Below are 26,767 nucleotides of genomic sequence, written 5' to 3'. Positions count from 1 at the left end.
CACGCAATGCGCGCGAGTTCGACAACAGTGTCGGGCAGCTCTTACTGACCTAGCTGACCTTCGGACAGCGTATCGAGTTGAAAGCGCCCAGACCGATCCCACAGCCAGGTGTCGGTATAGGTGATGTTGGAGCGGCTTCCGGTTGCGGGAAAAGGTGCTGCCGCGCGCACGGTGCGTTCGATCTCTGCAACCACCTCGGGTGCATGGCTGGGCTTGCGCAGCCAGTGCAGATTGCGGATCTGGCCTTTGCTATCAATCTGAATCTGCAGCACGCCTATGGCATACAGCATGGGCGGGAGCATGCCTTTGTAGATGCGATCTGCATTGCGAGAGTACAGATGCTGGGCTGCATCTTTGCGATACGTCTTGGATGCGGCGGGTGGGCTTGATGTGGATGAGGAGCCGCCCGGAGGCGTCTGGCAGGCAGTCAGAAGGCAGGCAGCAGACAAAGCAGCGCTGGCCCAGAGCCAGGCTTTCTTGCGCAAAGTGATTTTGGGCAGGGCGGAAGATTCAGACATGGGGCAAGCGTACCCTGAAAACGCAGCTGCTGTGCGCAGCGAAACGTGGCGCAGGCAAGCGGATGCAACGGTGCTGGTTCGCTGTCTCGGGGTTGGGATGGATTGGAGGGTTTGCCTGTTGATGTCTTCCGCCCTGTGCTTGCCTATGTGCCAGGCATTAGGCGGTTCATATCAGGGCGCTTCTACTGTCGGCCTTGAACTGCGCGAAGATGGGCATCTTTACCCATTCAGCCTTGATACTTGCGCCCATGTGGAGTCAAACCTACGAAAAGATTTTGAGCAGCCTTGCGCAGCAGCCTCTGTGCTGGGTGCAGGTGCAGACAGTGCGCGGCTCTGTACCGCGAGAGCAGGGCGCGTGGATGGCGGTGTTTGCCGATGAGGTGCATGGCACGATTGGCGGTGGTCACCTGGAATGGCAGGCGATTGCTCAGGCGCAGCAATTGCTGGCGCAGTGGAGTGAAAAGGGGAAAAGCGAAGGTGCAGATGCGCGCCCCGCTCACACGCAGCGTTATGCGCTGGGGCCAAGTTTGGGGCAATGCTGCGGGGGGGCACTGGAGCTGGAGTACTCCTTTTTTGAGAGCGGTCAGCGCAATCAACTAGAACGATTGCTGCCAATTCCTTCCAGTAACGTGGCACTGTTTGGCGCAGGCCATGTGGGGCATGCGCTGGTGCGTATCTTGCGCAGCCTGCCTTACCGCGTGATCTGGGTGGACAGCCGTGATGCTGTCTTTCCCAAAGAGGAACAGATTGGTGTGCTGTGCGAGCACTCTGACCCGGTGCAGGCCGCCGTGGATGAGCTGCCTGCCCAGACGCAGGTGCTCATCATGAGCTTCAGCCATGCCGAAGATCTGGAGGTGGTGGCCCAGTGCCTCAAGCGCCAGCGCGAACGCGGGGACTTGCCTTTTATTGGCCTGATTGGCAGCAAGACCAAATGGGCCACGTTCAGTCGCCGCCTGCGCGAGCGTGGTTTTACAGATGAGGAACTGGCCCACATCACCTGCCCGATTGGTGTGCCGGGAATCACGGGCAAGCAGCCCGAGGTCATTGCCGTGGCAGTGGCGGCGCAGCTTTTACAGCGTCTGCCGGGCGCGGTCTGATGGGGCCAGATTGGGCAGCCGCTCCAGTGGCAGCCTGTCCCTGCGGTTCATTGCCTATTGCCAGAAATTCATAGCAGCAGATTTGCTTTAGGTCTAACTCCTAGGGAAATCACTAGGGTGATTAACCCTGAATCACCACTATCTGGCGGCAAAAATTGCATACACTTTCAGTCGACAGATAGGTCGCAGCGGTGCCTCGTGCTTCACGCTCGGGTGCGCGGCCTCTTCTTCTGCTCAGAGCGCCCGCAGTGGTGAGCAGGTTGTAAGGCAGCCCCACGCTGCCAAGGTTGAGAGCTATGGAAAGCTACATTCTCGACTGGGCCGGCCTGCTGTTGCGGTGGCTCCACGTCATCACCGCCATCGCCTGGGTCGGTTCATCCTTCTACTTTGTGTTTCTGGACAGCAGCTTGACGCCGCCCATTGACGACGACTTGAAAAAACAAGGCGTCAGCGGCGAACTCTGGGCTGTGCACGGTGGCGGTTTCTACCACCCCGTCAAGTTCAACGTGTCTCCTCCCAAGATGCCGGACCATCTGCACTGGTTCTACTGGGAAAGCTACACCACGTGGCTGTCCGGTTTTGCTCTGCTGACGGTTTCCTACCTGTGGAACGCCAACATCTACCTGATTACCCCCGGCGACCCTAACGCCATGAGCACCGGCGCTGCCGTGGCTTCTGCGCTGGCCTTCCTGGTGGTGTTCTGGCTGCTGTATGACTTCATCTGCCGCACTTTCGGCCAGAAGAAGAATGGCGATGCCACCGTGGGTGCCCTGGTGCTGGTTCTGGTGTGTATTGCCGCCTATCTGGCTTGCCACATCTTCCCCGGCCAAGCTGCCTTCCTGCTGATGGGTGCGATGATTGCGACTTCCATGAGCGCCAACGTGTTCTTCTGGATCATCCCTGGCCAGCGCAAGGTGGTGGCTTCCCTGAAGGCTGGCGAGCCTGTGGATCCCCGTCACGGCCAGCGTGCCAAGCAGCGTAGCGTGCACAACACCTACTTCACGCTGCCTGTGCTGTTTGCCATGCTGTCCAACCACTATGGCTGGCTGTATAGCCACAAGATGAACTGGCTGGTGTTGATCGGCATGATGTTTGCCGGTGCCGCTATTCGCCAGTTCTTCGTGATGCGTCACGGCTACAAGCTGGGCCGCAACAGCCACCCCTGGCCTTACGCTGCGGTTGGCGTGGCTGCTCTGCTGGCCGTGTTCGTCTGGCTCAAGCCCGCTCCTGTGGCGGCTCCTGCTCCCGTGGCTGCTGCTCCTGCAGCCCCCGCCGCTGAGCAAGCTGCTCCGGCTGCCCAGGCCGCAGCGCCCGCCGCAGAAGGCGCAGCAGCTCCCGCTGCTGAAGCTCCTGCTGCCGCTGGTGGCGAAGGCTTTGCCAAGGTCAATGCCATCTTCCAGCAGCACTGCGTGGTGTGCCACGGCACAGCCATCCAGCAAAAGGGCGTTCGTCTGGATTCGCCCGAAGCGGTGAAGTCGCACGCTCAGCAGATCTACCAGCAGGTGGTTCAGCTCAAGAAGATGCCTTTCGGCAACCCCGGTGCGCTGTCCGAAGACGAGCGCAACCTGATCAAGACCTGGTATGAGTCCGGCGCTGCCGTGAACTGATAGACAGAAGTTCTCTGATCTCCAAAGGCCGCAGCTTTGCTCTGCGGCCTTTTTGTTTTCCCGTATCTCTGGCTTGTTGATGTGGCTCAATGCGAGCGGGAGCAAAGCCGGGCAAAGTGCGAGCATATGTTCACCATGCCCTCCATGTCGCAAGTTGCCTCCTCGTTTGGGCAGCCTGAGAGCTTTGCTCCGGGCTCGTGGCTCAGACTGCGCCGTCAACCTATCGCCTCTGTTCTGTACCTGGCAAGCGGAAGTGTGCTGCTGGGCGTGGAGCAGGACTCGACGCTGAGACACCAGCTGGGACAGGTGGAAGGTCCAGCCTGGCTGGATGCAGCCTTTGCGCTGCAGGGACGCAATTCCTGCATGGACATGCAGGCGCAGACAGCGGGGCAGCTCTACGCCATTCCGCTGGAGCGATTTCACAAAGCCATTGCCGACATGCCGCAGCCCGCGCAGCAACTGCTCAAGGATCTGGCGCGTGCCTATTGCTCGCAGACCGAGCTGGCCGTGAGCCGGCTGGCACAGGACGCCGAGGCGCGCTGCGCTCAGTGGCTGCTGCACCATGCAACCCAGCATGCCGAAGGCGGTTTGCGCGTGACCTTGAATGCACGCAAGCGCCTGATTGCCGCGCAACTGGGCATTGCACCCGAGACGTTTTCGCGTGTGCTGCGCCAACTGCGCGAACATGGGCTGATTGCAGGGCGCGGCAATGTGATTGATCTGCCCAAACCTCAAGCCCTGGAAGTGCTGGCGCTGGGCTGAGAGTTTCAGCTACAGGCTGTAGGTGAATGAGCGCTTGCTTTTGCGCTTAATGCTCAGTGCCCGCCCGGGTATGTACCGACAGGTTTGCGGGCTTCCTCTGATTGGTAAAAGACAGCCGCTCTCTATATTGAGAGATCATGTCTGACCTCGCTGCAACCACTGCTGTAGAGCCTCCTTGGGCCCTTCCGGATTCACTACCCCGGCGGCCTGTGCATGAGCCGTGGGTAGAGCGCGTCAACCGGGGCCCCGGCCCCATGCTGCGCAGCGTCATGCTGATTGTCATGGCTGTGGTGCTGCTGGTGGGCGCGGGAACAGCCGTCTGGGTGCGTTACTCCATGCAGCAGGCTGTGGCGGATGGCGCTTTGCCAGCGCAGACCCGGTCACTGGAATACATGGCGCGCGCGCTTGCTTTTCGGGTGGAGCAGCAGCAAAAGCCATTGCAGAGCTTGGCAACCGTGCTCTCTGATCGCATGCATGAGCCTCGTGACTGGCTGGAGGCATTGCTGCTTCAGCCAGCCTCCATGGCGCAGCAGTTCGATAAGGTGCAACTGGCCGATGAGCGCGGGCAGTTGCTGCTGAGTCTGAAAAAAGACGAAAGCATCCCTTCGTCGCAGCTTCCTGAATCCACACGCGAAGAACTCCGGCGCGGCCTGTTGGAGGGGAAGCCGCTAGTCAAAGGCCGGGTTGAGAGCACTGACATTGGGCTGGATCTGGAGTTCCAGCATGTGGTTCCCGTGCGTACGGCCAACGGTCGCTTGCTGGGTGTGCTGGGCGGCAGCCACCATGTCAGCGCCGCCACGCTGCTGCCACTGGATGGAGAGCAGCCGGGGCCTGTCAGCGATCTGTTTTTGCTGGACAAGGATGGGCGGTTGCTGGCGGTGGAGCAAAAAGGCCAATGGCAACTGCCTGCCAGCGAGGGCCTGCCAGGTGCAGTGGGTGAGCAAGACCTTGCCTGGCTGCGCGAGCTGCAGGCATCCACCGTCAGTGAACGCCGTGGCACAAAGCTCTGGAGTGTTGTGACTCTGCCCTGGACCCAATGGTCTTTGGTCAAAGTCTCCAGCGCGCAGGACTGGGTGCCGGGTCTGGGTAATCGTTCGCTGGCTCTCTTGTCTGCGGCCTTGGTATTGATTGCCATTGCCCTGCTGGTGGTGATGGCCCTGGTTTTTCACCCCCTGACCGAGCTGTTTCGGAAGGCGGACCGCGCCCAGCAGCGCGGCACTGTGGATGAGGTGGATACCAATGTCTTTGGCGCCCGCTGGTGGCAAAGGCTTTCATCCCATGACTGGGGCGAAGCACAAACCTTGAGAAATGCGCTGCAGGCGCTGGGGCGCAGCCGCGAAGGGCATGAGGAGCGCGAACGTCAGCTGCAGCTGCAGTTGCAGACCCTGATGGACTATGCCCCGGTGGGGCTGGTGGTCACGCAGGGTGAAAAAGTGCTGCGAGTCGGGATTCAGGCTGCGCGGGTGCTGGGCTACCAGCCACGCGAAATGCTGGGGATGAGCCTGCGCCAGCTGTGCGCCAGCGATCAGGCCTACGCTGATCTGGTGTCACGCATAGGTCGTGGTTTGGATATCTATGGCCAATTTGATAGCGAAGTCTCCTTGCTGCGAAAGGACTCCAGCACTGTCTGGGTAAGGCTCAACGGGCAGAGCATGCAGCGCATGAGCCGTACATGGGAGCTCAGCAACAAGGAAGGGGACGAGCGCTATCTGGTCTGGGAAGTGGAGGATGTCACCACCCAGCGCATGCTGCGCGAACAGTCCACCTGGAAGGCGATGCATGACCCGCTGACCCGCTTGCCCAACCGTGCTGCCTTTGCCGTAAGACTCAAGGACTGGCTGCAGGAGTGCACGCAGACCGATGATGGCGCTGCCAAGAGTTCAGCCGGACACGGCGTCATTCTCTACGTTGATCTCGATCATTTCTCCCAGGTCAATCGCCAGGGCGGGCGAGAAGTGGGGGACGAGGTGCTGGGGCATATCGCCAAGCTGATCGAGTCATCGGTGCGCCCGCATGGCTGGGTGGCCCGTGTTGGCGGAGACGAGTTTGCCGTGCTGATGCCGGGAGTGAGCCGAGAACAAGGCATGCGCTACGCACAACTGCTTTGCATGGCGATTCAGGATTGGGAAGGCTCGTATCAAGGGCAGCGCTATATGTTGAGTGCCAGCATCGGCATGCTGGTGCTCGATGCGCTGAGCCACTCTGTCGCTACCGCGTTTCAGGGGGCGGATATGGCTTGCTACGCGGCCAAGCGCAAGGGGCGCAACCGCGTTGAAGTCATTGCCGCCATGGCTTAAGAACACGCTTCATCGTATCTTTCGGGCAATCCCTTGGCTGCGCTAGCGGCAGGCCTCGGTTACGCTCGTCATTATTTTGTATACAAAACCATGATGAGGTCACTCGCCTGTCTGCAGGCATGGGGTGGCTGCAGCCTATGCGTGACCAGACTTTGTTTGACAGGATTGACCTGCACCTGATCCGGGTGCTTCACACGGTGCTGACGGAGCGAAGCGTCTCGCGGGCAGCGCTGCGCCTGGGCATGCATCAGCCAGCGGTGTCTGCATCACTGCGCAGGCTGCGTGAGCTGGCGGGCGATCCTTTGCTGGTGCGATCTGGGGCGCAGATGCAGCCTACAGAAGTGGGCGAGCGCATGATGCAGCCTGCTGCCGATATTCTGCGTGCGGCCGAAGGCCTGTTCAGCGATGCTCGACAGTTTGACCCCAAAACGGCCACGCGCACCTTCAGCATTGCCGCCAGTGACTATCTGGACCCGCAGTTCCTCCCGCGCCTGATGGCCTACCTCAAGCAGCATGCGCCTCATTGCCCAGTCGATATTCTTCCGCTCAGCGCGGAGTCGCACTATGAAGGTCAGCTGGCTGAAGGAGAGGTGGATGTCGTCATTGGCAACTGGCCCCAGCCGCCTGAGGGCTTGCATATGGCCAAGCTGTTCGAGGATGAAGTGGTGTGCCTGGTCAGCCCCAACCATCCGGCAGTGCGGCGAGGCTGGGATGTGGAGCAGTGGCTGCAGGCCGAACATATTGCCCCCACGCCCGCTTACCCGGGGGCGCTGGGTGTGATTGACGAACAGCTGGCAGACATGGACATGCGGCGGCAGGTAGTGGCGCGATGCGCGCATTTCAGTCTGATTCCCGACATGGTGGCATCAAGTTTGCTTGTCATGACTTCGGGCCGTTTGTTCTGCGAGCGCTTTTGCGAGCGCCTGCCATTGACCATCCTGGCTTGCCCTGTGCAGTTTCCACCACTGGTGTATTACCAGCTCTGGCATGCCCGGTCGCATGCGGGTGCGGCTACCAGATGGTTGCGTGAGGCCGTGCGGAATGTGGCTTTAACGCTTCGAAATCAATAGCTTGTAACCTAACCCCATTCAACGCAGAGAGCCTGTTTGAGTCAATTTGTTATTGAATTTGAGAGACAATCCAGCGATGAATCCCCCCCCAACACACAACCCTTCGGTGGCAGCGCCTGCGCGTTTGCAACTGGAGGGTATTACAAAACGATACCCAGCCGTTGTTGCGAATAACAAGGTGTCGTTGACGGTACGCCCCGGAGAGGTGCATGCCATTCTGGGCGAGAACGGCGCTGGCAAGTCCACGCTCATGAAGATCATCTACGGTGCGGTCAAGCCTGATGAGGGCAGCATCCTGGTGGATGGCAAACCCGTGCAAGTGCGCAACCCCCAGGAAGCCCGGGCGCTGGGCATTGCCATGGTGTTTCAGCATTTCAGCCTGTTCGACACCCTGACGGTGGCCGAGAACGTCTGGCTGGGTCTGGACAAAAGCATTCCGCTGGCACAGGTGATAGAGCGCGTGGAAGCCACTGCGCGTGACTACGGGCTGGAAGTGGATGCTCACCGACCTGTGCATACGCTGTCCGTGGGCGAGATGCAGCGCGTGGAAATCATCCGCGCTCTGCTGACCAACCCCCGCGTGCTGATTCTGGATGAGCCAACGTCAGTGCTCACTCCTCAGGCCGTCGAGAAGCTGTTTGTCGTGCTGCGCCGTCTGGCTTCGGAAGGCTGCTCCATTCTCTATATCAGCCACAAGCTGCATGAAATCCGCTCGCTGTGCACGGCCTGCACGGTTCTGCGTGGCGGTGTGGTGACAGGCGAATGCAATCCTGCCAATGAAACCAATGCATCGCTGTCGCGCATGATGATTGGCTCCGAGCCGCCAGAGCTGGAGCACCGCAGCGTGCGCACGGGGGACGCGGTGCTGCGCGTCAACCAGCTCAGCCTCAGAAGCCAGGACCCCTTTGGCGTGGATCTTGACGACATCAGCCTGCAGGTGCGTGCGGGTGAAGTGGTCGGTATTGCCGGTGTTTCTGGCAACGGCCAGAAAGAGCTGATGTATGCCCTGTCAGGCGAGGACACCCGCGCTGCGCCCGAGATGGTGCAGATGCTGGGCAAGGGCGTAGGCCGCATGGGCCCGGGTCGCCGCCGTGGCATGGGCCTGCACTTTGTGCCGGAAGAGCGACTGGGCCGGGGCGCAGTGCCCAGCATGGGCCTGGCCCATAACCTGCTGCTGACGCGCAAGGATGCGCTGGCCAAGGGTGGCTGGATTCGCATGGGCAAGTTGCACGCCCAGGCGCAGGACATCATTCGCCGCTTCAACGTCAAGGCCGGTGGCCCCAACTCTGCAGCGCAGTCGCTATCTGGCGGCAATCTGCAGAAGTTCATTGTGGGCCGCGAGATTGATGCCAGGCCACGACTGCTCATCATCTCTCAGCCCACCTGGGGGGTGGATGTAGGAGCTGCTGCGCAGATTCGGGGCGAGATTTTGCAGTTGCGTGACCAGGGCTGTGCAGTGCTGGTGCTCAGCGAGGAGTTGGACGAGTTGTTTGAGATATGTGACCGCCTGCACGTGGTGGCCAAGGGCCATTTGAGCCCATCGGTGCAGCGCGCCGATGCCACCGTGCAGCAGATTGGTGAATGGATGAGCGGACTGTGGGAGGGCTCGGCCCTGACTGCTGAGAACGGAGGCTCCCATGTTCAAGCTTGAACAACGTCCTCAGGCCTCCAGATTCTGGACCTATGGCTCGCCATTGCTGGCGCTGCTGATCACGGTGCTGATTGGCGTGGCCCTGTTTGCACTGCTGGGCAAAGACCCGGTCAAGGGCTTGCAGGCCTTTTTCTGGGAACCCATCAAGTCGGGCTACGCGCTGGGCGAGCTGGCCATGAAGGCCACGCCGCTGCTGCTGATCGCGCTGGGGCTGGCGGTGTGCTTTCGCTCCAATATCTGGAACATTGGCGCAGAAGGCCAGTTCGTCATTGGTGCCGTGGCCGCAGGTGGTGTGGCGCTTTTGGCGGACAAGACGACTGGCCCCTGGATCGTGCCCGCAATTTTGATAGCAGGCATGCTGGGCGGAATGGTGTGGGCGGGCATTGTGGCCCTGCTGCGCGACCGCTTCAATGCCAATGAAATTCTGGTCAGCCTGATGCTGGTCTATGTGGCGACGCTGGTGCTGGGCTACCTGGTTTACGGCCCGTGGAAGGACCCCATGGGTTACAACTTCCCGCAAACCAAGAGCTTTGAGCGTGTCACCCAGATTCCGCGTCTGGTGCAGGGCATGCGCATGAATATTGGCGTCATCATTTCACTGGTGGCGGCTGGTCTGCTGTGGGCCTTCCTGTTTCGCACACGTTCGGGCTTTGCCCTGCAGGTGGGTGGTCTGGCCCCTGCTGCTGCGCGTTACGCCGGTTTTTCCTCGCGCAAGGCGCTGTGGACGGCGCTGCTGATTTCAGGCGCCGCTGCTGGCCTGGCCGGTGCGCTGGAAGTGGCAGGCCCGCTGGGTCAGCTCACTCCCTATGTGCCAGCGGGCTACGGCTTTGCGGCCATCATCGTGGCCTTTGTGGGCCGCCTGCACCCTGTGGGCATGATTTTCTCGGCCATTCTCATGAGCATGTTCTATATCGGCGGCGAGCTGGCGCAGTCGCGTCTGGGTCTGCCCAAGGCCTTGACCGGCGTTTTTCAGGGGCTGCTGCTGTTCGCACTTCTGGCCTGTGACACGCTGGTGGCTTACCGTATTCGCTGGGTGGCGCAAAAAGCCAGCGCAGCGGTTTCTGCAGTGAAGGGGGCCTGAATATGGAATCCTATGCACTGCTTCTGGGCTCTACGCTAAGTGCTGGCACCGTGCTGGCGCTGGCTGCGCTGGGCCTGCTGATCAATGAAAAGTCCGGCATCGTCAATCTGGGCGCCGAGGGCATGATGCTCTGCGCGGCCATTGCGGGCTTTGCCGCGACGGTGCACACAGGTAGCACCTGGGCGGGTTTTGGCGCAGGCATGCTCGCCGGTGCCCTGCTGGCTGCCATCTTTGGTGTGCTGGTGATCTGGCTCAACACCAATCAGTACGCCACGGGTCTGGCCCTGTCTTTGTTCGGCGCAGGTTTTTCTGCCTTTGTGGGCCTGGGTTATGTGCAGGCCAAGCTGCCAGAGCTGCCCAAGTTCGCCATTCCCGGCTTGTCTGATCTGCCTGTGGTGGGGCAGGCGCTGTTTACGCTGCATCCGCTGGTGTATGGCGCCATCGTGCTGGCCGCCGTGATGGTCTGGTTTCTGTACCGCACGCGCGCGGGCCTGGTCCTGCGTGCCGTAGGTGAATCACCTTCGTCGGCCCATGCGCTGGGCTACCCCGTGCGCCGCATTCGTCTGCTGGCCGTGATGTTTGGCGGTGCCATGTGTGGCCTGGCGGGTGCTTTCATCTCGGTGGTCTATACACCGCTGTGGGTGGAGAACATGGTGTCTGGCCGTGGCTGGATTGCGCTGGCGCTGACGACCTTTGCCACCTGGCGTCCGGCCCGCGTGCTCCTCGGGGCTTACTTGTTTGGCGGCGTGACCATGCTGCAGTTTCACCTGCAGGCCATTGGTGTGCAGGTGCCCAGCCAGGTGCTGTCCATGCTGCCGTATCTGGCCACCATCGTGGTGCTGGTGCTCATATCACGCAATCCCACCTGGATTCGCGTGAACATGCCAGCCTCGCTGGGTAAACCTTTTTACCCTGGCTCTTGATGCGCCGTTATGGTGCAATCCGGTTTTGATTTCTGACTTAGAGAGGACTTCCCCAATGACGACCCTGCGTAAGCGCGCTCTCCTCAAGATGATTGGCCTGTCGGCTGTTTCCGTGGCTGTGCTGACTGCCTGTGGCAAAAAGGACGAGACACCAGCAGCGCCCGCAGCGGCGCCTGCTGCCGCCGCCCCTGCCGCTGACAAGCTCAAGATCGGCTTCATGTATGTGAGCCCCATTGGCGACGGCGGCTGGACTTATCAGCATGAGCTGGGTCGCAAGGCCATCCAGGAAAAGTTTGGCGACAAGATCGAAACCTCCATGGTGGAGAGCGTGCCTGAGTCCGCTGATGCCGAGCGCGTGATGCGCGACATGATCGGCCAGGGCAACAAGCTGGTGTTTGCCACCAGCTTTGGCTATCAGGACTTTGTGCAGAAGGTGGCGGCTGATGCCAAGGATGTGAAGTTCGAGCACGCTACCGGCTACAAGACCGCTGACAACGCTGCCGTGTACGACACCAAGACCTTTGAAGGTGCTTACCTGGCCGGTATCGTGGCGGGCGCCATGACCAAGACCAAGACCGTGGGCGTGGTCGCTTCGGTGCCAATCCCCGAAGTGGTGCGTAACATCAACAGCTTTGTGCTGGGCGCGCAGAGCATTGACCCCTCGATCAAGGCCAAGGTGGTCTGGGTCAACGAGTGGTTTGCGCCTCCCAAGGAATCCGAAGCCGCTACCAGCCTGATCAATGGCGGTGTGGACGTGATGTACCAGAACACCAACTCGCCTGCCGTGCTCAAGACCGCTGAAGAGCGCGGCGCCCGTGCCTTCGGCAAGGATGGCGACATGAGCGCCTTCGCACCCAAGGCCCACCTGGGCTCTGAGGTGATCGACTGGGCTCCCTACTACACCAAGGTGGTGCAGGACACTCTGGACGGCAAGTGGCAGACCGGCAACTTCTGGTGGGGCGTGAAGGAAGGCGCGATCGACCTCAAGAAGATCGCTGACGACGTGCCTCAGGAAATCAAGGACAAGGTCGAAAAGGCCCGTGCAGGTCTGAAGGATGGCTCTTTCGCCGTCTGGACAGGTCCTATCAAGGACAACGCTGGCAAGGAAGTGCTGGAAACCGGCAAGGTGGGTGACGATGCCTTCCTGCGCGGCATCAACTTCTATGTGAACGGCATTGAGGGCACCGTCCCTGGCGCCAAGTAATCATTGCCGAGCGCTGCAAAGCGCTCATTCAAGGCCCTGCGGGGCCTTTTTGCTGGGCGTTGCATGGCCATCTGTCGTTTAGTCGATACGCCATGCCAACTGGCCCGGTTTATGCATATATTCCCTGAAGGCGAGGGACGGCTTGAAGCAGCAGCGCCACGCCAGACACGACTTCACCCATAGATCCATCTTTCACCAAGGAAAAACGATGACTGATTTGAACAAGCGTTCGCTGATCAAGGTTGCTGCGCTGACAGCCGTGGCTGGCGCTGCGCTGGTTGGCTGCGGCAAGAAGGACGAGACACCCGCCCCAGCTGCCGCACCTGCTGCCGCCCCCGCAGCGGCCGCCGCCGAGCCATTGAAGATTGCCTTCGCCTACGTTGGCCCTGTGGGTGATGGTGGTTACTCCTTTGCCCACGATCAGGCCCGCAAGGCGCTGGAAAAGGAACTGGGTGACAAGATCAAGACCATGTATGTGGAAAGCGTGCCCGAAGGTGCAGACGCCGAGCGCGTGCTGCGTGACATGGCCAGCCAGGGCAACAAGCTGATCTTCGGCACCACCTTTGGCTATATGGATGTCATCCAGAAGCTGGCTCCCGATTTTCCCGATGTGAAGTGGGAACACGCCACTGGCTACAAGACTGCGGCCAACGCCAGCACCTACGACTTCCGCACTTATGAAGCGGCTTACCTGGCGGGCGTGATTGCAGGCGCCATGACCAAGTCCAACACGCTGGGCATCGTCGGCTCCGTGCCAATTCCCGAAGTGCTGCGCAACATCAACAGCTTCACGCTGGGCGCTCAGTCCATGAACCCCAAGATCACCACCAAGGTGGTGTGGGTCAACGAATGGTTTGCCCCTCCCAAGGAAACCGAAGCGGCCACCAGCCTGATCAATGGCGGCGCTGACATTCTGTTCCAGAACACCGACTCTCCCGCTGTGCTCAAGACGGCCGAAGAAAAGGGCAAGCGCGCCTTCGGCTGGGATTCGGACATGACCGCCTACGGCCCCAAGGCTCACCTGGCCTCTGCCATCTTCGACCCCACCAAGTACTACATCCAGACCGCCAAGGCCGTGATCGATGGCACCTGGAAGAGCCAGCAATCCTGGTGGGGTGTGAAGGAAGACGCGATCAACATCGTCTCCATGGCTGATGACGTGCCCGCCGAAGTCAAGGCAAAGGTTGAGGAAGTGAAGAAGGGCCTGAAGGACGGTACATTCTCCATCTGGAAGGGTCCTATCCTGGGCCAGGACGGCAAGGAACTGGTCGCTGCTGACAAGGTTGCTGACGACGCCTTCCTCAAGGGTGTGAACTTCTACGTCAAGGGCGTGGAAGGCAAGGTTCCGGGCGGCGAGTCTAAGTAACGTCTCCGTACCCCTCTGCAAAGGCCGCCGCAGAGCGGCCTTTTCGTTTTCTGAAGATCAATGAGTATCCCCATGACTGAACGTAGCCTCTGGCATCCCGTCGCCCAATCCCAGGAAGTGGTCACTGCACCGCTGCCCGTACAACTGCTGGAGCAACCCCTGGTGCTGTGGCGCAATGCCGAAGGCCTGGTGCAGGCCTTCAACGACCGCTGCCCCCACCGCGGTGCGCGCCTGTCCATGGGCCATGTCGAGAACAACAACCTGGAATGCCCCTACCACGGCTGGCAGTTCACCAGCGGCGGCCAGTGCGTCAAGGTGCCTGCAGTGCCTGACTTTGTGCCGCCACCTTCGCAGTGCGTGAAGTCCTTTGAAGTGGCGGAAGCCTATGGCCTGGTCTGGGTGCGCCTGGATCCATCCGACAGCCAGTTGCCCGCATTCGCTGCCGAAGCCGACACCTATCTGCGCAAGGTCAACTGCGGCCCCTACGATGTCGCTGCCAGTGCGCCGCGCATCATCGAAAACTTCCTGGACATGTCGCACTTCGGCTTTGTGCACGAAGGCTGGCTGGGCAGCCGCGACGCCACGGCGATTGCTACCTACCAGGTGGACAAGACCGAAACAGGCATCATCGCCACCGGCTGCAAGGCCGTGCAGCCCCAGTCCAATCTGCACTCCACCCAGGCCGCCGAAGTGGAGTACACCTATGAAGTGACCGCGCCTTACACAGCGGTGCTGACCAAGATTCCCGAAGAAGGCACTTCCAAGCAAGGCTGGCGTGAGCAGATTGGCCTGTTCATCAGCCCCATCACGCCAGAGACCAGCCGTGTCTGGTTCCGTCTGGCCGTGGCAGACTTTGAATCGACAGATGAGCAGCTGCAGAACTTCCAGCACACCATCTTTGTGCAGGACCAGCCCGTGCTGGAGTCGCAACTGCCCAAGGCTTTGCCACTGGACCCGCGTGCAGAAATGCACTCGGCTGCGGACCGTATGTCGTCTGCCTACCGCCGTTTCCTGAAGGCTCAGGCCATCACTTTCGGCGTTTGTTGATTGCCTCCCCCCTGAGCGGCTTTGCCGCTTCCCCCCAGGGGGACGACGGCCTCGCTGCGGGGCGGCCCTTGCTGGCCGTCTCTCGCGTGGAGCTGCTGTAGTTTGAGGGGCACTATTTTGATAGGCTACGAGCGGTGTACCGCGCCATGGAGAACCGAGATGAATGCAGTTCCATCCGTAGAAATATCGCGCCTGCCAGAGCTGCTGCTTGCCATGCCCAAGGCAGAGCTGCATATGCACATCGAAGGCTCGCTGGAGCCTGAGCTGATCTTTGCGCTGGCCCAGCGCAACAACGTCGCACTGGCCTACGAGAGTGTGGAAGCCCTGCGCGCTGCCTACGCTTTCACCGATCTGCAAAGCTTTCTGGACATCTATTACGCCGGTGCCAGTGTGCTGCTGCACGAGCAGGATTTCTACGACATGGCGCGGGCCTACCTGAACCGCGCGGTGGCTGATAACGTGGTGCACGCTGAAATCTTTTTCGACCCGCAGACCCACACCGAGCGCGGCGTGGCCATGGAAACCGTCATCAACGGCCTGTACCGCGCCTGCCGTGATGCGCAGATAGAGCAGGGCATATCGGCCACCCTGATTCTGAGTTTTCTGCGCCACCTCAGTGAAGAAAGCGCCATGCAGACGCTGGAAGCCGCGCTGCCACTGCGCGACCGCTTTATTGGCGTGGGGCTGGACAGCAGCGAACTGGGCAACCCGCCCGAAAAGTTTGCCCATGTCTTTGCACGCTGCAAGGAATTAGGTTTGCACTTGGTCGCCCATGGGGGCGAGGAAGGCCCGCCCGCCTATATCTGGGGCGCGCTGGATGTGCTCGGCGTAGAGCGCATCGACCACGGCGTGCAGTCTGAAAAAGATGCGAAGCTGATGGAACGACTGGCGAAAGAGCAGATACCGCTCACGGTCTGCCCGCTGTCCAACCTCAAGCTGTGCGTGGTGCGCGATCTGGCTGATCACAACCTGCCACGCCTTTTGAAGGCGGGCCTCAAGGTGATGGTCAACTCGGACGATCCGGCCTACTTTGGTGGCTACGTCAATGAAAACTACACCCAGCTGTTTGCCGCCACCGGCATGGGCGCGCCAGAGGCCTACCAGCTGGCGCGTAACAGCCTGGAAGCCAGCTTTGCCAGCGATGCGCAAAAAGCGCAGTGGATTGCCAAGCTGGATCAGACCTTTGCAGACTTCGCTGCATAAAAACAAGAGCTGCTAGCGCTTGATATGAATAGATTTCAGCCATTTTTCGTGCTGAAACCCAAATAATTCATGCGCTAACAGCTCTTTTATTAAGAGCGGCAGAGCTTACGAAAGCTGCGCCTTAATTTTTTCGGCTAGCTCACCCAGCACGGCAAAACCGGGCTCCTCGCGCTGCCAGACCACCGACAGGCCATCGCCCTCGAAGCGCGGCAGCACATGTAGGTGGAAGTGGAAAACCGTCTGCCCAGCTGGTGCGCCATTGGCCTGGAAGATATTGATGCCATCGGGATCGAAGGCCTTGTTCACGGCATCGGCCACACGCTGGGCCGTCTGCATCACGGCACCAGCTTCTTCGGTGGTCAGCTCCAGCAGATTGACGGCATGGCGCTTGCTGGCCACCAGCACATGGCCGCGTGTGGCTTGGCCGATGTCCATGAAGGCGATGGTCAGATCGTCCTCATAGACCTTGGCCGATGGAATCTCCCCTTTGACGAGCTTGCAGAAAATGCACTCGCCAGCAGGCGAGTGGTCTACAAACATGGGCATGACGCTCTCCTTTTCGTTATTCAAGCGTTGCATCTTAGTCTGCAAGTGTCCGGTGCCTTGCTTAAGCGGCGGCGAGTTTGCGGGCGCTGCGTGCGCCGCCAATGACCAGGCTCAAACCCGCCACTGCCAGGGCGGCACCGGCCCAGCTCACCGAGGCATAACCCCAGCCCGCCGCAATCACGGCCCCTCCGGCGGCCGCGCCCAGTGCATTGCCCAGATTGAAGGCGCCGATGTTGACCGAGGCGGCAAGCCCGGGCGCTTCCGCCGCCGCCTGCATGACCCGGATCTGCACCGGCGGCACAATGGCAAAGGTGGCAATGCCCCAGACCAGCAGGCCCAGCAAAGCGCCAACCTTTGAGGGCAAAACAAAGGGCAGTGCCAGCATGATCAGCGCCAAGGCCGCCAGGAACAGCTTGGTGCTGCCATCCACCGACCAGTCGGCCAGCCGCCCACCCAGCCAGTTGCCGATGGTGAAACCCAGCCCGATGATGACCAGCGCCAGCGTGACAAAGCCGGGAGTTGCCGCCGTCAGGCTTTGCAGCACCGGTGCCACATAGGTATAGAGGGTGAACATGCCGCCCGCGCCCATCACGGTTGTGCCCAGGGCCAACAGCACCCGGGGCCGCGTCAGCACGCGCAACTCGCGGCGGACGTCGGGCATCTTGCCCACCTCGCCGCGTGGCAGTGTGATGGCCAGGGCCACCATGGCAAGCACGCCCAGAGCCGCCGTCAGCACAAACGCCATGCGCCAGCCAATTTGCTGGCCTACCCAGGTGGCGGCAGGTACACCGCCGATATTGGCAATGGTCAGGCCCAGAAACATGGCTGCGACCGCGCTGGCTTGCTTGTCCTTGGGCACCAGACTGGCGGCAAGCACAGAGCCCAGACCAAAGAAGGCGCCATGGTTCAAGCTGGTGACCAGCCGTGCCAGCAGCAGGGTGGTGTAGCCGGGCGCCGCCGCCGCCAGCATATTGCCGATGACAAAAATGCCCATCAGCGCGATCAAGGCGGTTTTGACGCGAATGCGGCCCAGAGCCAGCGTCATGATGGGTGCCCCGAGCATGACGCCCAGCGCATAGGCGGTAATCAGCATGCCTGCTTCGGGGATGCTGGCACCCACGCCCTCGGCAATGACGGGCAGCAGGCCCATGGGGGTGAATTCGGTCATGCCGATGCCAAAGGCTCCCACGGCTAGAGCCAGCAGGGGCCAGCGTGGGTTCAGAACTTTTTGCATAAATCGTGATTCGTTTGCGGTGTGCTGGCTCAGTCCCACAGCGGGGCAAGTCCTTCGGGGCTGACCTCGCGGCCATTGCGCTCCAGCCCAGCTATCTGCGCCATATCGCTGTCGGTAAGACGCAGGTTTTGCGCCAGCAGATTGCTGGCCAGGTGCTCGCGCTGGGTGGAGGACGGAATGACCGCAAAGCCGCGCTGCAAGGCCCAGGCCAGCGTCACTTGTGCAGGCGTTGCCTGGTGCTGTTGTGCAATCTGCGCGATGACGGGGTCACTCAGCACCTTGCCGTAGGCCAGCGTCATGTAGGAGGTCACATCAATGCCCTGGCTTTGCAGAAAGCCCACCAGCTCGGGGTTTTGCAGATAGGGGCTCAGCTCGATCTGGTTGGTGGCGATTTCGCTTTTCCCGACTGCGGCCATGGCTTGCTGCGTCAGCGCGATATTGAAGTTGGACACGCCAATCAGGCGCGTCAGGCCCTGTGCCTTGGCTTCGGCCAGCGCTGTCATGGCTTCTTCCAGCGTGACCTTCTGAAACGCGGGCCAGTGGATCAGCGTCAGATCGACCTGCTCGGTGCCCAGTTTGCGCAGGCTGTCCTGCAGACTGGGAATGAGCTGGCTGCGAGAAAAGTTGTCCACCCAGATCTTGGTGGTGATGAAGAGCTGCTCGCGCGGAACAGCGGCCTCGCGCATGGCTTGGCCCACTTCGGCTTCATTGCCATAGATCTGTGCGGTATCGATAGCCCGGTAGCCCACTTCGAGTGCATTGCGCACGGAATCCACAACGACCTGGCCTTGCAGGCGAAACGTGCCCACGCCGAAAGCTGGAACATGGTTCATACAAAAACTCCTTGAGGCATGCCTTTGTGGCTGCCCGGTTGCGATAGCGGTCAACCCTTTGCAGGGCTGAGAAGGGCGCCAGTGTGTTCTTTTGTTTATTAACTAAAAAGACATGTATGGGTAAAAAATATTTGATAAAAATTCAAATATGAAGATCACACTCGATGAAATGCAGGCCTTTATCACCGTGGTGGACAGCGGCTCCATCACGGCAGCGGCAGAGCAGCTGGGGCTGACCATTTCGGCCACCAGCCGCACACTGGCCAGGCTGGAGGCCAAGCTCTGCACCACGCTCATGCGGCGCAGTACCCGGCGGCTGGAGCTGACGGAGGAGGGCGCGACATTTCTCACGCGGGCCAGGCAGATCGTGGAGTCCGTGCAAGAAACCGAGGCGCTGATGACGCTGCGCCGCAACCAGCCTGAGGGGCGCCTGCGGGTGGATGCTGCCTCGCCGTTCATGCGCCATGTCATCGTGCCGCTGGTGAGCAGCTACCGCGCCCGCTATCCGCAGGTGCAGCTGGAGCTGACGAGCAACGAGGGATTCATTGACCTGCTGGAGCGGCGCACCGATGTGGCGATTCGCATCGGCAGCCTCAAGGATTCCAGCCTGCACGCCACGCCCATTGCCAGCAGCAGCATTCGCGTGCTGGCCAGCCCGGCCTATCTGGCAGAGCACGGCACGCCGCGCAGTGTGGAGGAGCTGATGCAGCACCCGCTGCTGGGGTTCATGCAGCCAGATTCCTTGAACGACTGGCCGCTGGCCGGGAGCGATGGGCAATTGCTGCATATTGAGCCAGCCATTCGTGCCAGCAGCGGCGAAACCTTGCTGGAGCTGGCGCTGCAAGGGGCTGGCATTGTCTGTCTGTCCGATTTCATGACTCAGACCGAGCGCAAGGCGGGGCGGCTGCAGCAGCTTCTTCCTGAGCGGACGCTGGAGGTGCGCCAGCCCATCCATGCGGTTTACTACCGCAATACGGCGCTGTCGTCGCGTATTGCATCGTTTGTCGATCACCTCAAAGCCGCATTGTCTGCGGGCTTTGAGGGCTGAGCGCGTTCACACGCCCCTTGAAGAGGCTCAGGCTGACTTGGCCCGCAGGCAGTCCCTAGTGATCTCCGCCATCGACGTCGCGCCCAGCATGGCCATATTGCGGTCCACCTCGTCGCGCAGCAGCGTGATGGCGTGATCCACGCCTTGTGCGCCACCCACGGCAGCGGCGTACATAAAGGGGCGGCCCAGAAACACCATGCGTGCGCCCAGGGCCACAGCCTTGAGCACATCGCTGCCACGGCGGATGCCGCTGTCCATCATTACGGCGGTGCGGTGGCCCACGCGGTCCACCACAGAGGGCAGCATCTGCAGCGGGGCGACCACGCCATCGAGCTGGCGGCCGCCGTGGTTGCTGACCACGATGCCCTGCGCGCCAATATCGGTGGCCATCACGGCGTCTTCTTCGTTGAGGATGCCTTTGATGATGAGGTTGCCATTCCAGCGCTGGCGAATGCGCTCGATATGCTTCCAGTTCAGGTGGTCGCGGCCCGTGGTGTCACGGATGGCGGTGTTGGACAGCAAGGGCGCGCCGCGTGTGGCAAACGAGTTCTCGAAGTGCGGCATGCCGTGGTTGATGAGCGTGCGCAGCATGGTGCCCACCATCCAGCGCGGGCGGGTGATGCCGTCATAGGCCAGGCGCAGTGAGGGGCGCAGTGGCATGGAAAAACCGGTGCGCACATTGTTTTCGCGGTTGGCCCAGACAGGAATGTCCACGGTGATGACCAGCGTGCCAAAGCCTGCGGCTTCGATACGGTCGATCAGGCCATCAATGCGCGTGGTGTCGCCGGGCAGATAGGCCTGAAACCAGGTGGAAGGCGCGGCCTTGGCCACTTCTTCCATGGGAATGAGCGATGTGCCACTCATGATGGCGGGAATGCGGTTGGCCGCCGCCGTCTGTGCCAGCACCAGATCGCCGCGATAGGCCGAGATGGCGCTGATACCCACAGGGGCCACGCCAAAGGGTGAGTCCCAGGTCTGGCCGAACAGCTCGACTTTCTGGCTGCGCTGGGAGACGTCCACCATGACCCGCGAGCTGAAGCCGTATTGCTGAAAGCTGTCGCGGTTGGCCTGCAGGGATACGCAATCTTCGGCTGCACCGGAGACATAACCGTACAGAGGGCGGGGCAGGTGCTTGCGCGCAGCGGCCTCGAAGTCGTTGAGCGACAGAATGCTTTGCAGATGACGGGGCAGGCCTGCGCGCTGGCCGTAGGCGGCTTGCGAGGTTTGCGTTTGAGGGGCGGTGGCTGCGTTGGCAGCTGGGGCGGGAGACTGTGCCATGGTGGGGCGCTTCGAGAGCGAAATTCGGGGTCTAACTTGGTGTAGAGCGTGGTGTAGAGCTTGGGGTCCAAGGGGCAACGCCCCCGCACACTTGTGGTGCACGGGGGCGGGCCAGAAACATCAGCGGCTCAAAGCTTACTGAGCGAAAGTACCACGCTGACGCATCAGCTCGCGGTGCAGTTGCTCATTACGCTCGAACGGCGCGCGGCCGTGCACGTAGAAGTAGTTGTTCAGCACCACCAGATCGCCAGAGGGCAGGCTGACGGTGCGGGTGCCCGGCGAATTTTCCATCGATTCCGACAGGTTCTGCAGATATTCGGCCTCTGCATCGTTGGCAGGTTGCACAAACTGGTCGATAAAGGACATGGACAGGCCGAACTCACCGTGGAAGAACACCGGGCGCTCCACGCGTTCCTGCACGTTCTTGGAGCCAGGAGCCTTGTACAGCAAGGGCTTGGCGCCCAGCGGGTCTTGCACAAAGCGGTTCAGCTCGCTCCAGTCATCCAGGTGCAGAAAGCGCGACTCGCCGCCCACGGCGTTCTGTTCGTCGAATTTCATCATCAGCAGCCAGTCGGTGGCTTCGGTCACGAAGGTTCCGTCGGTGTGCATGGTGAACAGGCGGTAGGCCTGGCGCAGATAGGAGTCGCTGGCGTCGGTGTGCTTGACCAGGAAGCGCGCGTAGTACTTGTTCGACATGGAGTCGTGATTGGCCGGGCCAAGAAGGTGGCCGATGGCGGTGCCGAACTTCACGAAGTCGTCACTGTGCTGGCTCACACCTTCCAGACCCAGCACAAAGCCGCCGTGGTTTCGGTCTTTGATGATGCTGACCAGCGTTTGGGCAAAGTCTGCGCCCAGATGGGCCTTCAGGCGGCGCGCCAGGTGAAAGCGCATGAAGGGAACGTATTCAAGGTTTTGCACGTCAATGTCCTGCACATCGGCCAGAAAGGCAGACAGGGCCTGTGCATTCAGCGTCAGCTTCTTCAGACGGGGGTGTTCTGGGTGCGCGCTGATTTCGTAGTGGGCGGGCTGAATCAGGTGCTGGGGTGTGGTGGCGTTCATGGCAGAAGTCTCAATCGGGAATGGTGTGATTGAACCCTTCTTGTTTGATACGATCTATGGGTTTAAATGCATTGTTTAATCATTAATTCAGATTAAAGGTCTTCATGCTCAGCTACCGGCAACTGGAGCACTTCGTCACCGTAGCCCAGGAGCTGCATTTCTCTCGCGCAGCCGACAAGCTGGGTGTGGCCCAGTCAGCCGTCAGCGTGCAGGTGCAGCAGCTGGAGCAGCAACTGGGTGTGCGCCTGCTGCAGCGCAATAAGCGCAAACCCATCACGCTGACCGATGCGGGCGAGCTGCTGTATGACGAGGCCGTGGCCGTGCTGCGCCATATGGAGCGGGCGCAGCAAATTGGCCAGCTGGCGGCGCAGGGCATGAGCGGCCATGTCAAGCTGGGCTATATCTCGTCAGCCGTCACATCGGGCATGCTGGCGCGGGTGTTGACGAAGTTTCGCCCCGGCCATGAGCAGGTGCATATGCAGGTGCTGGCCATGGAAACGCCGCGCCAGCTGCAGGCGTTGCAGCAGGGCGAGATTGATGCCGGGCTGCTGCGCCCGCGCAGGCGCTATCCGGAAGGTGTCAAGGCCGTGATCGTGCACAGCGAGCCATTCATGGTGGCCATGGCGGAGAACCATCCGCTGGCACGCCACGAATCCATCAGCGTGGCCGATTTGCGTGGCCAGACCTTTATTGCGCCGCAGTTCGTCAATGAAAGCGAAGGCTTTGCCGAGGTGCTGGCGCGGCTGGCCGATGCAGCGGGCTTTTCGGCCCGCGAGGCTTACCGCGTCAATGACTTTGTGACGGCCACCAGTCTGGCGGCGGCGGGCTACGGAGTGGTGGTGCTGCCTGAGTCAAACCGGCTGCTCCATCAGCCCGGCGTGATCTTCCGGCCACTGCGGGGCTTCAAGGAAACCGTGCAGATGGCGCTGGCCTATCGCGAACGAGAGAACTCACCCGCCGTGCGTGCCTTTCTGGCCATAGCCCGGGACTGTGCCGATCAGCGCTGAGAGGCTTCGGCAATGGTGCAGCGGCGTGACAGCTTTTTCGTTTGGCGAGACAATTGCGCCCTCACTGCCAGTGCTGCGACAACGGCACCGGCTACCCCAACCGCTATCCCATCGAGGTAGTCCATGAAGAGCGTCACTTCTAAAATACGCAGACAAATCAATCACCTGTGCGCCGGTGATGATCTCTGCACCCGATTTGTCTTTGCCTTAGCGCCACGTTCTGCTGGCCGCTTTGCGTAACTCCCTCTGAACCCATAGCAACTTCCGTCTGCGAGGTGGCCTGAGCCTGCGTGGCCTCTGCCTGGCTGCTGGTTCGCTGCGCCCTGTGGCGCGGCAGCGCCTAGCGTGCAGATTTCTGTGCGCGCCCATCTGCGCATTGCGGAGTTGCAAACCTCCTCAACATCATGATGTTCACTCTCACTCATGGCCTGCCGCGTGCGGGCCGTACCTTGTCGCAATGCTTGCCCAAACTGGCCGCAGTGCTGCTGGCATCTGCTCTGGGCGCAGCGCAGGCGGCAGCCCCCGCCCCCGCAAGCGCACCGCTGAAGACGGCTTTTGTCTATGTCACGCCCGTGCTGGATGCTGGCTGGACACGCCAGCACGAAGAGGGGCGCAAGGCGCTGCAGGCAGCGCTGGGCAGCAAGGTGCAGACCGTGGCCGTTGACAACGTGGCCGAAGGCGCGGATGCCGAGCGCGTGCTGCGCGACCTGGCCGCCAGTGGCAACAAGCTGATCTTTACCACCAGCTTTGGCTATATGGAGCCCACACTCAAGGTGGCGCGAGACTTTCCCGATGTGAAGTTCGAAAACCTCACCGGCTACAAGCGCACCGAGAACGTAGCCACCGCTAACGCCCGGCATTACGAAGGGCGTTACCTCTCGGGCATCGCCGCCGCGCGCGCCAGCAAGACGGGGGTGGCTGGTTTTGTGGTGGGGTTCCCCATTCCCGAGGTGCTGCAGGGCATCAACGCCTTTGCCCTGGGCATGCGCAGCGTCAACCCCAAGGCTCAGGTGCGCGTGATCTGGCTCAACAACTGGTTTGATCCTCCCCGCGAGCGCGATGCCGCCATGACGCTGTTCAACCAGGATGTGGACGTGGTGGCCTTTCAGGTGGCATCCACTGCCGTGATGCAGGCCGCGCAGGAGCGCGGCAAGATGGCGATTGCCTTTCACTCTGATATGCGCAAAGTAGCGCCCGATGCGCAGTTGCTGGCTGTCACTCATCGCTGGGGCAAGTATTACGAGCAGCGTGCGAGGGCTGTTCTGGACGGAACCTGGAAGAGTCAGGACTTCTGGGGCGGCGTGAAGGACGGCATGGTGGGCGTGGAAGGCTTTGGCCCCAGGCTGCCCAAGGCTGCGCGCGAAGAAGTGCTGCTGCGCGAGCAGCAAATGGCCAAGGGCCAACTGGCACCGTTTGCCGCGGGCAAGCAGCCCGTGCGCGACAACCAGGGCCAGGTGCGCATTCCTGCCGGCAAGGCGCTGACGGACGCCCAGATTCTAGAAATGAACTGGCTGGCCGAAGGCGTGGTTGGCACGCTGCCACGCTGAATTCAGCGTGCTGCATTCTTGCGCGCCAGCAGCGGAACGCACAGCAGGCAGCAACTGCTGGCGGCAATCCAGATAGCGGCCCAGGGCGCGTGCAGCAACAGGCTGGCAACGGCCTGCGGGGTCAGAAAGTTGGCGATGAACACCAGCGTGTTGCACAGGCCCAGCGCCGTGCCCGCCTGCTGCATTCCGGCAATCGTGGCCAACTCGGCATAGGCCACGCCGTGCCATGCGGAAACCGCCGTGCCGCTCAGCACCAGAAGTAGCACCAAAGCGCCAGGGCTGAAGTGCAGGGCGCTGGCGGCGGCCAGCAGTGCAAACAGCAAAGCGCTGGTGCCAATGCAGGCCGCCAGATAGACGCTGCGATTGCGGTGTTTGTCCGTCCAGTGGCCGCTCCAGATACGCAGTGCCATGGCGCTGATCTGCAGCGTAGCCATTGCGGCCGATAGGGTGCCGGTGCCCAGCCGGGCGCCATCGTGCAGAAAAACGGTGCCAAACTGCAGCACGGCAAACTGGGGCACGCACAGCAAGCCTATGCCCAGGCACAACCGCCAGACCTGCCGGTTGCGGAGTGCCGCGAGGCTTGGGCTTTTCGGGCTGCAGCGCTCATCCAGCTTGCGTGAGGGCTCATGAATCCATAGCGCACAGAGCAGGGCTGCCAGCATGGTGGCGGCCGCAAGCGTCGCAAAAACGCTGACAAAACCATGCCGCAAGGCCAGCCAGGGCAGGAGCAAAGCCCCCAGCGCGCCACCCATGGGAATTGCGGTCTGGCGAATGCTCATGGCCAGGCCGCGCTGGCTGGCCGCAAACCACAGCATGATGGCGCGGCCACTGGCACCGTTGACGCTGCCGCCCAGCAAACCCGTCAGCAGCAAAAGTGAACCCAGCCACGCGACGGGCGGAACTTGCCCGGCATGTGGTGCGCCCAAGATGCTCAAGGCGAGCAGCGTTACGCAGGTGCCGCCAAGCCCGGTAAGCAGCACAGGCCGGTCGCCCCAGCGATCGGTCAGCAAGCCCCAGGGCAGCTCGCTCAGCGCAATGCCCAGGCCCATCAGGCCCAGTACCAGACCCAGTCCGGCGTTATCCAGCCCATAGCTGCTGCGCAGCATGATGGCGGTCATCGGAATGCCGCTGAACACCATGGAGAACGCGGCATTGGCCAGCGTGCCCGCAGCCAGCACTTTCCAGCGCTGGTGGGGCGAATGGGGGATGGCTTGAGGGGAGGTCATGGTGTGCATGGCCGCCAGTGTGGTTTGGCACAATGATTTTGAAAATCAGATAATTCAATTCAAATAGTTTTGAAAAACAGGATGGTTGCTATGTCTGTCACGAATCTCGATCTGGATGTGCTGCGCAGCTTTGCGACAGGGGTGGCGCTGGGCAGCTTTGCGCAGGCGGCCGACCGGCTGGGGCGCTCTACCTCGGCGGTCAGTGCCCAGCTCAAAAAGCTGGAGATGCAGACGGGCTGCGAGCTGCTGCGCAAGTCTGGGCGCGGGCTGGAACTGACCGAGGCGGGTCACACCATGCTGGCCTATGCCCAGCGCCTGCTGGATCTCAACGACGAAGCGGTGGCTGCAGTGCGCTCCAGTCAGCTGGAAGGGCTGGTGCGCCTGGGCCTGCCGGAAGACCTGGGTGAATCCGTGTTGCCCACGGTGCTGGGCCGCTTTGCACGCGCTCACCCACGGCTGCAGGTGCAGGTGCAATCGGGCAAAAGTGCCGATTTGCTGCAGCTCTACGACGCAGGTTTGCTGGACCTGACTTTGCTGTGGGATGTGGGGCACATCACGCCACCTGCGGATGGTGTGGCACTGGCGCAGTTGCCGCTGTGCTGGATAGCCCCGGCTGATTTGCCACTGACGCGTGAAAGCCTGCCCTGGTGGCCGCTGAATGAGGGTGGCGCGCAGCCTGCACTGCCGCTGGTGCTGCTGAGCAAGCCCTGCCCTTTAAGCTCGCTGGTGCCGCAGATTCTGGCTCGCGAGGAGGTGGCTTGGCGGCCTGCGTTTTCCAGCCCCAGCCTCACGGCGCTATGGGCGGCAGTTGGGGCCGGATTGGGTCTGTCGGTGCGCACGCGGCTTGGGTTGCCTGCCCATGTGCGGGCGCTGCAAGGCGATGAGGCGGCGCTTCTTCCTGCCTTGCCCGGCATGCAGCTGTATCTGTGCAGCAAGGGGCAGCTGGCGCCCGTCCATCAACTGGCGCAGCTGCTGCAGCAAAGCGTGGCCGAACGACTGAAGCAGGATGGGTGCTATTGAAACAGAAGCAGCTGGCGCCTGCCTGTTGCTAATTTCAAAGCATATCTATGCAAAATCAAGGCAGGTATTGCGCAGGAAGCTCTGCTTTTAAGAGCGCGGGCTTTGTTCCTCAAACCATATAGCCGCTATAAGCGCGCCCGTGT

General features: G+C 61.3%; 23 protein-coding genes. 16 read left to right on the top strand and 7 right to left on the bottom strand.

Annotated features, from left to right (window positions below; genetic code table 11):
• Positions 1-41 precede the first annotated feature (41 nt).
• On the bottom strand, positions 42-518 hold the full coding sequence (locus JDW18_RS17000) for an energy transducer TonB (protein ID WP_246610028.1): 477 nt from the start codon (positions 516-518) through the stop codon (positions 42-44).
• A gap of 248 nt (positions 519-766) precedes the next feature.
• Here JDW18_RS17000 and xdhC point away from each other — a divergent pair, with 248 nt between their 5' ends.
• The 12 genes from xdhC to JDW18_RS16940 all read left to right on the top strand — a co-directional run bounded on the left by xdhC (position 767) and on the right by JDW18_RS16940 (position 15,826).
• Positions 767-1,615, top strand: a complete 849-nt coding sequence (xdhC, locus tag JDW18_RS16995) for a xanthine dehydrogenase accessory protein XdhC (protein WP_218240624.1) — start codon at positions 767-769, stop codon at positions 1,613-1,615.
• A 296-nt stretch (positions 1,616-1,911) separates the two neighbouring features.
• On the top strand, positions 1,912-3,222 hold the full coding sequence (locus tag JDW18_RS16990) for a urate hydroxylase PuuD (RefSeq protein WP_218240623.1): 1,311 nt from the start codon (positions 1,912-1,914) through the stop codon (positions 3,220-3,222).
• A gap of 126 nt (positions 3,223-3,348) precedes the next feature.
• A complete protein-coding gene (locus JDW18_RS16985; RefSeq protein ID WP_218240622.1) occupies positions 3,349-3,984 on the top strand; it encodes a Crp/Fnr family transcriptional regulator in 636 nt (211 codons plus the stop codon).
• Positions 3,985-4,121: 137 nt separating this feature from the next.
• Complete coding sequence (locus JDW18_RS16980) at positions 4,122-6,281, top strand: sensor domain-containing diguanylate cyclase (protein ID WP_246610025.1); 2,160 nt, start codon at positions 4,122-4,124, stop codon at positions 6,279-6,281.
• Positions 6,282-6,418: 137 nt separating this feature from the next.
• Entirely contained in the window at positions 6,419-7,351 is a 933-nt protein-coding gene (locus JDW18_RS16975) for a LysR family transcriptional regulator (protein ID WP_218240620.1), read from the top strand.
• Between the two features lie 76 nt (positions 7,352-7,427).
• Positions 7,428-9,002, top strand: coding sequence for an ABC transporter ATP-binding protein (locus tag JDW18_RS16970; protein ID WP_218240619.1), 1,575 nt, complete (start codon positions 7,428-7,430; stop codon positions 9,000-9,002).
• Entirely contained in the window at positions 8,989-10,083 is a 1,095-nt protein-coding gene (locus tag JDW18_RS16965; RefSeq protein ID WP_218240618.1) for an ABC transporter permease, read from the top strand. The genes JDW18_RS16970 and JDW18_RS16965 overlap by 14 nt, the downstream gene beginning before the upstream one ends.
• 2 nt (positions 10,084-10,085) lie before the next feature.
• Complete coding sequence (locus JDW18_RS16960; protein WP_218240617.1) at positions 10,086-11,006, top strand: ABC transporter permease; 921 nt, start codon at positions 10,086-10,088, stop codon at positions 11,004-11,006.
• A gap of 55 nt (positions 11,007-11,061) precedes the next feature.
• A complete protein-coding gene (locus tag JDW18_RS16955; protein WP_218240615.1) occupies positions 11,062-12,210 on the top strand; it encodes a BMP family ABC transporter substrate-binding protein in 1,149 nt (382 codons plus the stop codon).
• 208 nt (positions 12,211-12,418) lie between these two features.
• Positions 12,419-13,576 carry a BMP family ABC transporter substrate-binding protein gene (locus tag JDW18_RS16950; protein WP_218240614.1) on the top strand — a complete coding sequence of 386 codons (1,158 nt, stop codon included), beginning with the start codon at positions 12,419-12,421 and terminating at the stop codon, positions 13,574-13,576.
• Between the two features lie 72 nt (positions 13,577-13,648).
• Entirely contained in the window at positions 13,649-14,623 is a 975-nt protein-coding gene (locus JDW18_RS16945) for an aromatic ring-hydroxylating dioxygenase subunit alpha (protein WP_218240612.1), read from the top strand.
• 159 nt (positions 14,624-14,782) lie between these two features.
• A complete protein-coding gene (locus JDW18_RS16940; protein WP_218240611.1) occupies positions 14,783-15,826 on the top strand; it encodes an adenosine deaminase in 1,044 nt (347 codons plus the stop codon).
• Positions 15,827-15,931: 105 nt separating this feature from the next.
• Here the strand turns inward: JDW18_RS16940 and JDW18_RS16935 are convergent, their stop codons facing one another.
• From JDW18_RS16935 to dkgB, 3 genes are all read right to left on the bottom strand, one after another.
• The gene (locus tag JDW18_RS16935; protein WP_218243961.1) at positions 15,932-16,372 is read right to left on the bottom strand and encodes an HIT family protein; all 441 of its coding nucleotides are present in this window, start codon (positions 16,370-16,372) and stop codon (positions 15,932-15,934) included.
• 61 nt (positions 16,373-16,433) lie between these two features.
• Complete coding sequence (locus JDW18_RS16930) at positions 16,434-17,606, bottom strand: MFS transporter (protein WP_218240610.1); 1,173 nt, start codon at positions 17,604-17,606, stop codon at positions 16,434-16,436.
• 29 nt (positions 17,607-17,635) lie between these two features.
• On the bottom strand, positions 17,636-18,439 hold the full coding sequence (gene dkgB / locus JDW18_RS16925; protein ID WP_218240608.1) for a 2,5-didehydrogluconate reductase DkgB: 804 nt from the start codon (positions 18,437-18,439) through the stop codon (positions 17,636-17,638).
• Positions 18,440-18,587: 148 nt separating this feature from the next.
• On the opposite strand from dkgB, the gene JDW18_RS16920 reads away from it, so the two are divergent.
• Positions 18,588-19,487 (top strand): LysR family transcriptional regulator, encoded by a 900-nt coding sequence (locus tag JDW18_RS16920; protein WP_218240606.1) that lies wholly within the window; start codon positions 18,588-18,590, stop codon positions 19,485-19,487.
• A 27-nt stretch (positions 19,488-19,514) separates the two neighbouring features.
• Here the strand turns inward: JDW18_RS16920 and JDW18_RS16915 are convergent, their stop codons facing one another.
• Positions 19,515-20,765: an alpha-hydroxy acid oxidase gene (locus tag JDW18_RS16915; RefSeq protein WP_218240605.1), complete on the bottom strand. Its 1,251-nt coding sequence runs from the start codon at positions 20,763-20,765 to the stop codon at positions 19,515-19,517.
• A gap of 135 nt (positions 20,766-20,900) precedes the next feature.
• A complete protein-coding gene (gene glaH, locus JDW18_RS16910; protein ID WP_218240604.1) occupies positions 20,901-21,824 on the bottom strand; it encodes a glutarate dioxygenase GlaH in 924 nt (307 codons plus the stop codon).
• A 104-nt stretch (positions 21,825-21,928) separates the two neighbouring features.
• Here glaH and JDW18_RS16905 point away from each other — a divergent pair, with 104 nt between their 5' ends.
• Together JDW18_RS16905 and JDW18_RS16900 are read left to right on the top strand one after the other, a co-directional pair.
• Entirely contained in the window at positions 21,929-22,831 is a 903-nt protein-coding gene (locus JDW18_RS16905; protein ID WP_218240603.1) for a LysR family transcriptional regulator, read from the top strand.
• Between the two features lie 404 nt (positions 22,832-23,235).
• Complete coding sequence (locus JDW18_RS16900) at positions 23,236-24,378, top strand: BMP family ABC transporter substrate-binding protein (protein ID WP_246610023.1); 1,143 nt, start codon at positions 23,236-23,238, stop codon at positions 24,376-24,378.
• Positions 24,379-24,380: 2 nt separating this feature from the next.
• On the opposite strand, the gene JDW18_RS16895 is transcribed toward JDW18_RS16900, so the two are convergent.
• Positions 24,381-25,604, bottom strand: a complete 1,224-nt coding sequence (locus tag JDW18_RS16895; protein WP_218240602.1) for an MFS transporter — start codon at positions 25,602-25,604, stop codon at positions 24,381-24,383.
• A 90-nt stretch (positions 25,605-25,694) separates the two neighbouring features.
• On the opposite strand from JDW18_RS16895, the gene JDW18_RS16890 reads away from it, so the two are divergent.
• Complete coding sequence (locus JDW18_RS16890) at positions 25,695-26,624, top strand: LysR substrate-binding domain-containing protein (protein ID WP_218240600.1); 930 nt, start codon at positions 25,695-25,697, stop codon at positions 26,622-26,624.
• Positions 26,625-26,767: the final 143 nt, after the last annotated feature.

The sequence above is a fragment of the Comamonas fluminis genome, assembly GCF_019186805.1.
In the GTDB taxonomy this organism is placed as follows: domain Bacteria; phylum Pseudomonadota; class Gammaproteobacteria; order Burkholderiales; family Burkholderiaceae_C; genus Comamonas; species Comamonas fluminis.
The sequence above is the reverse complement of the archived record's forward strand: the minus strand, read 5'-3'. Positions and strand labels throughout refer to the sequence as shown.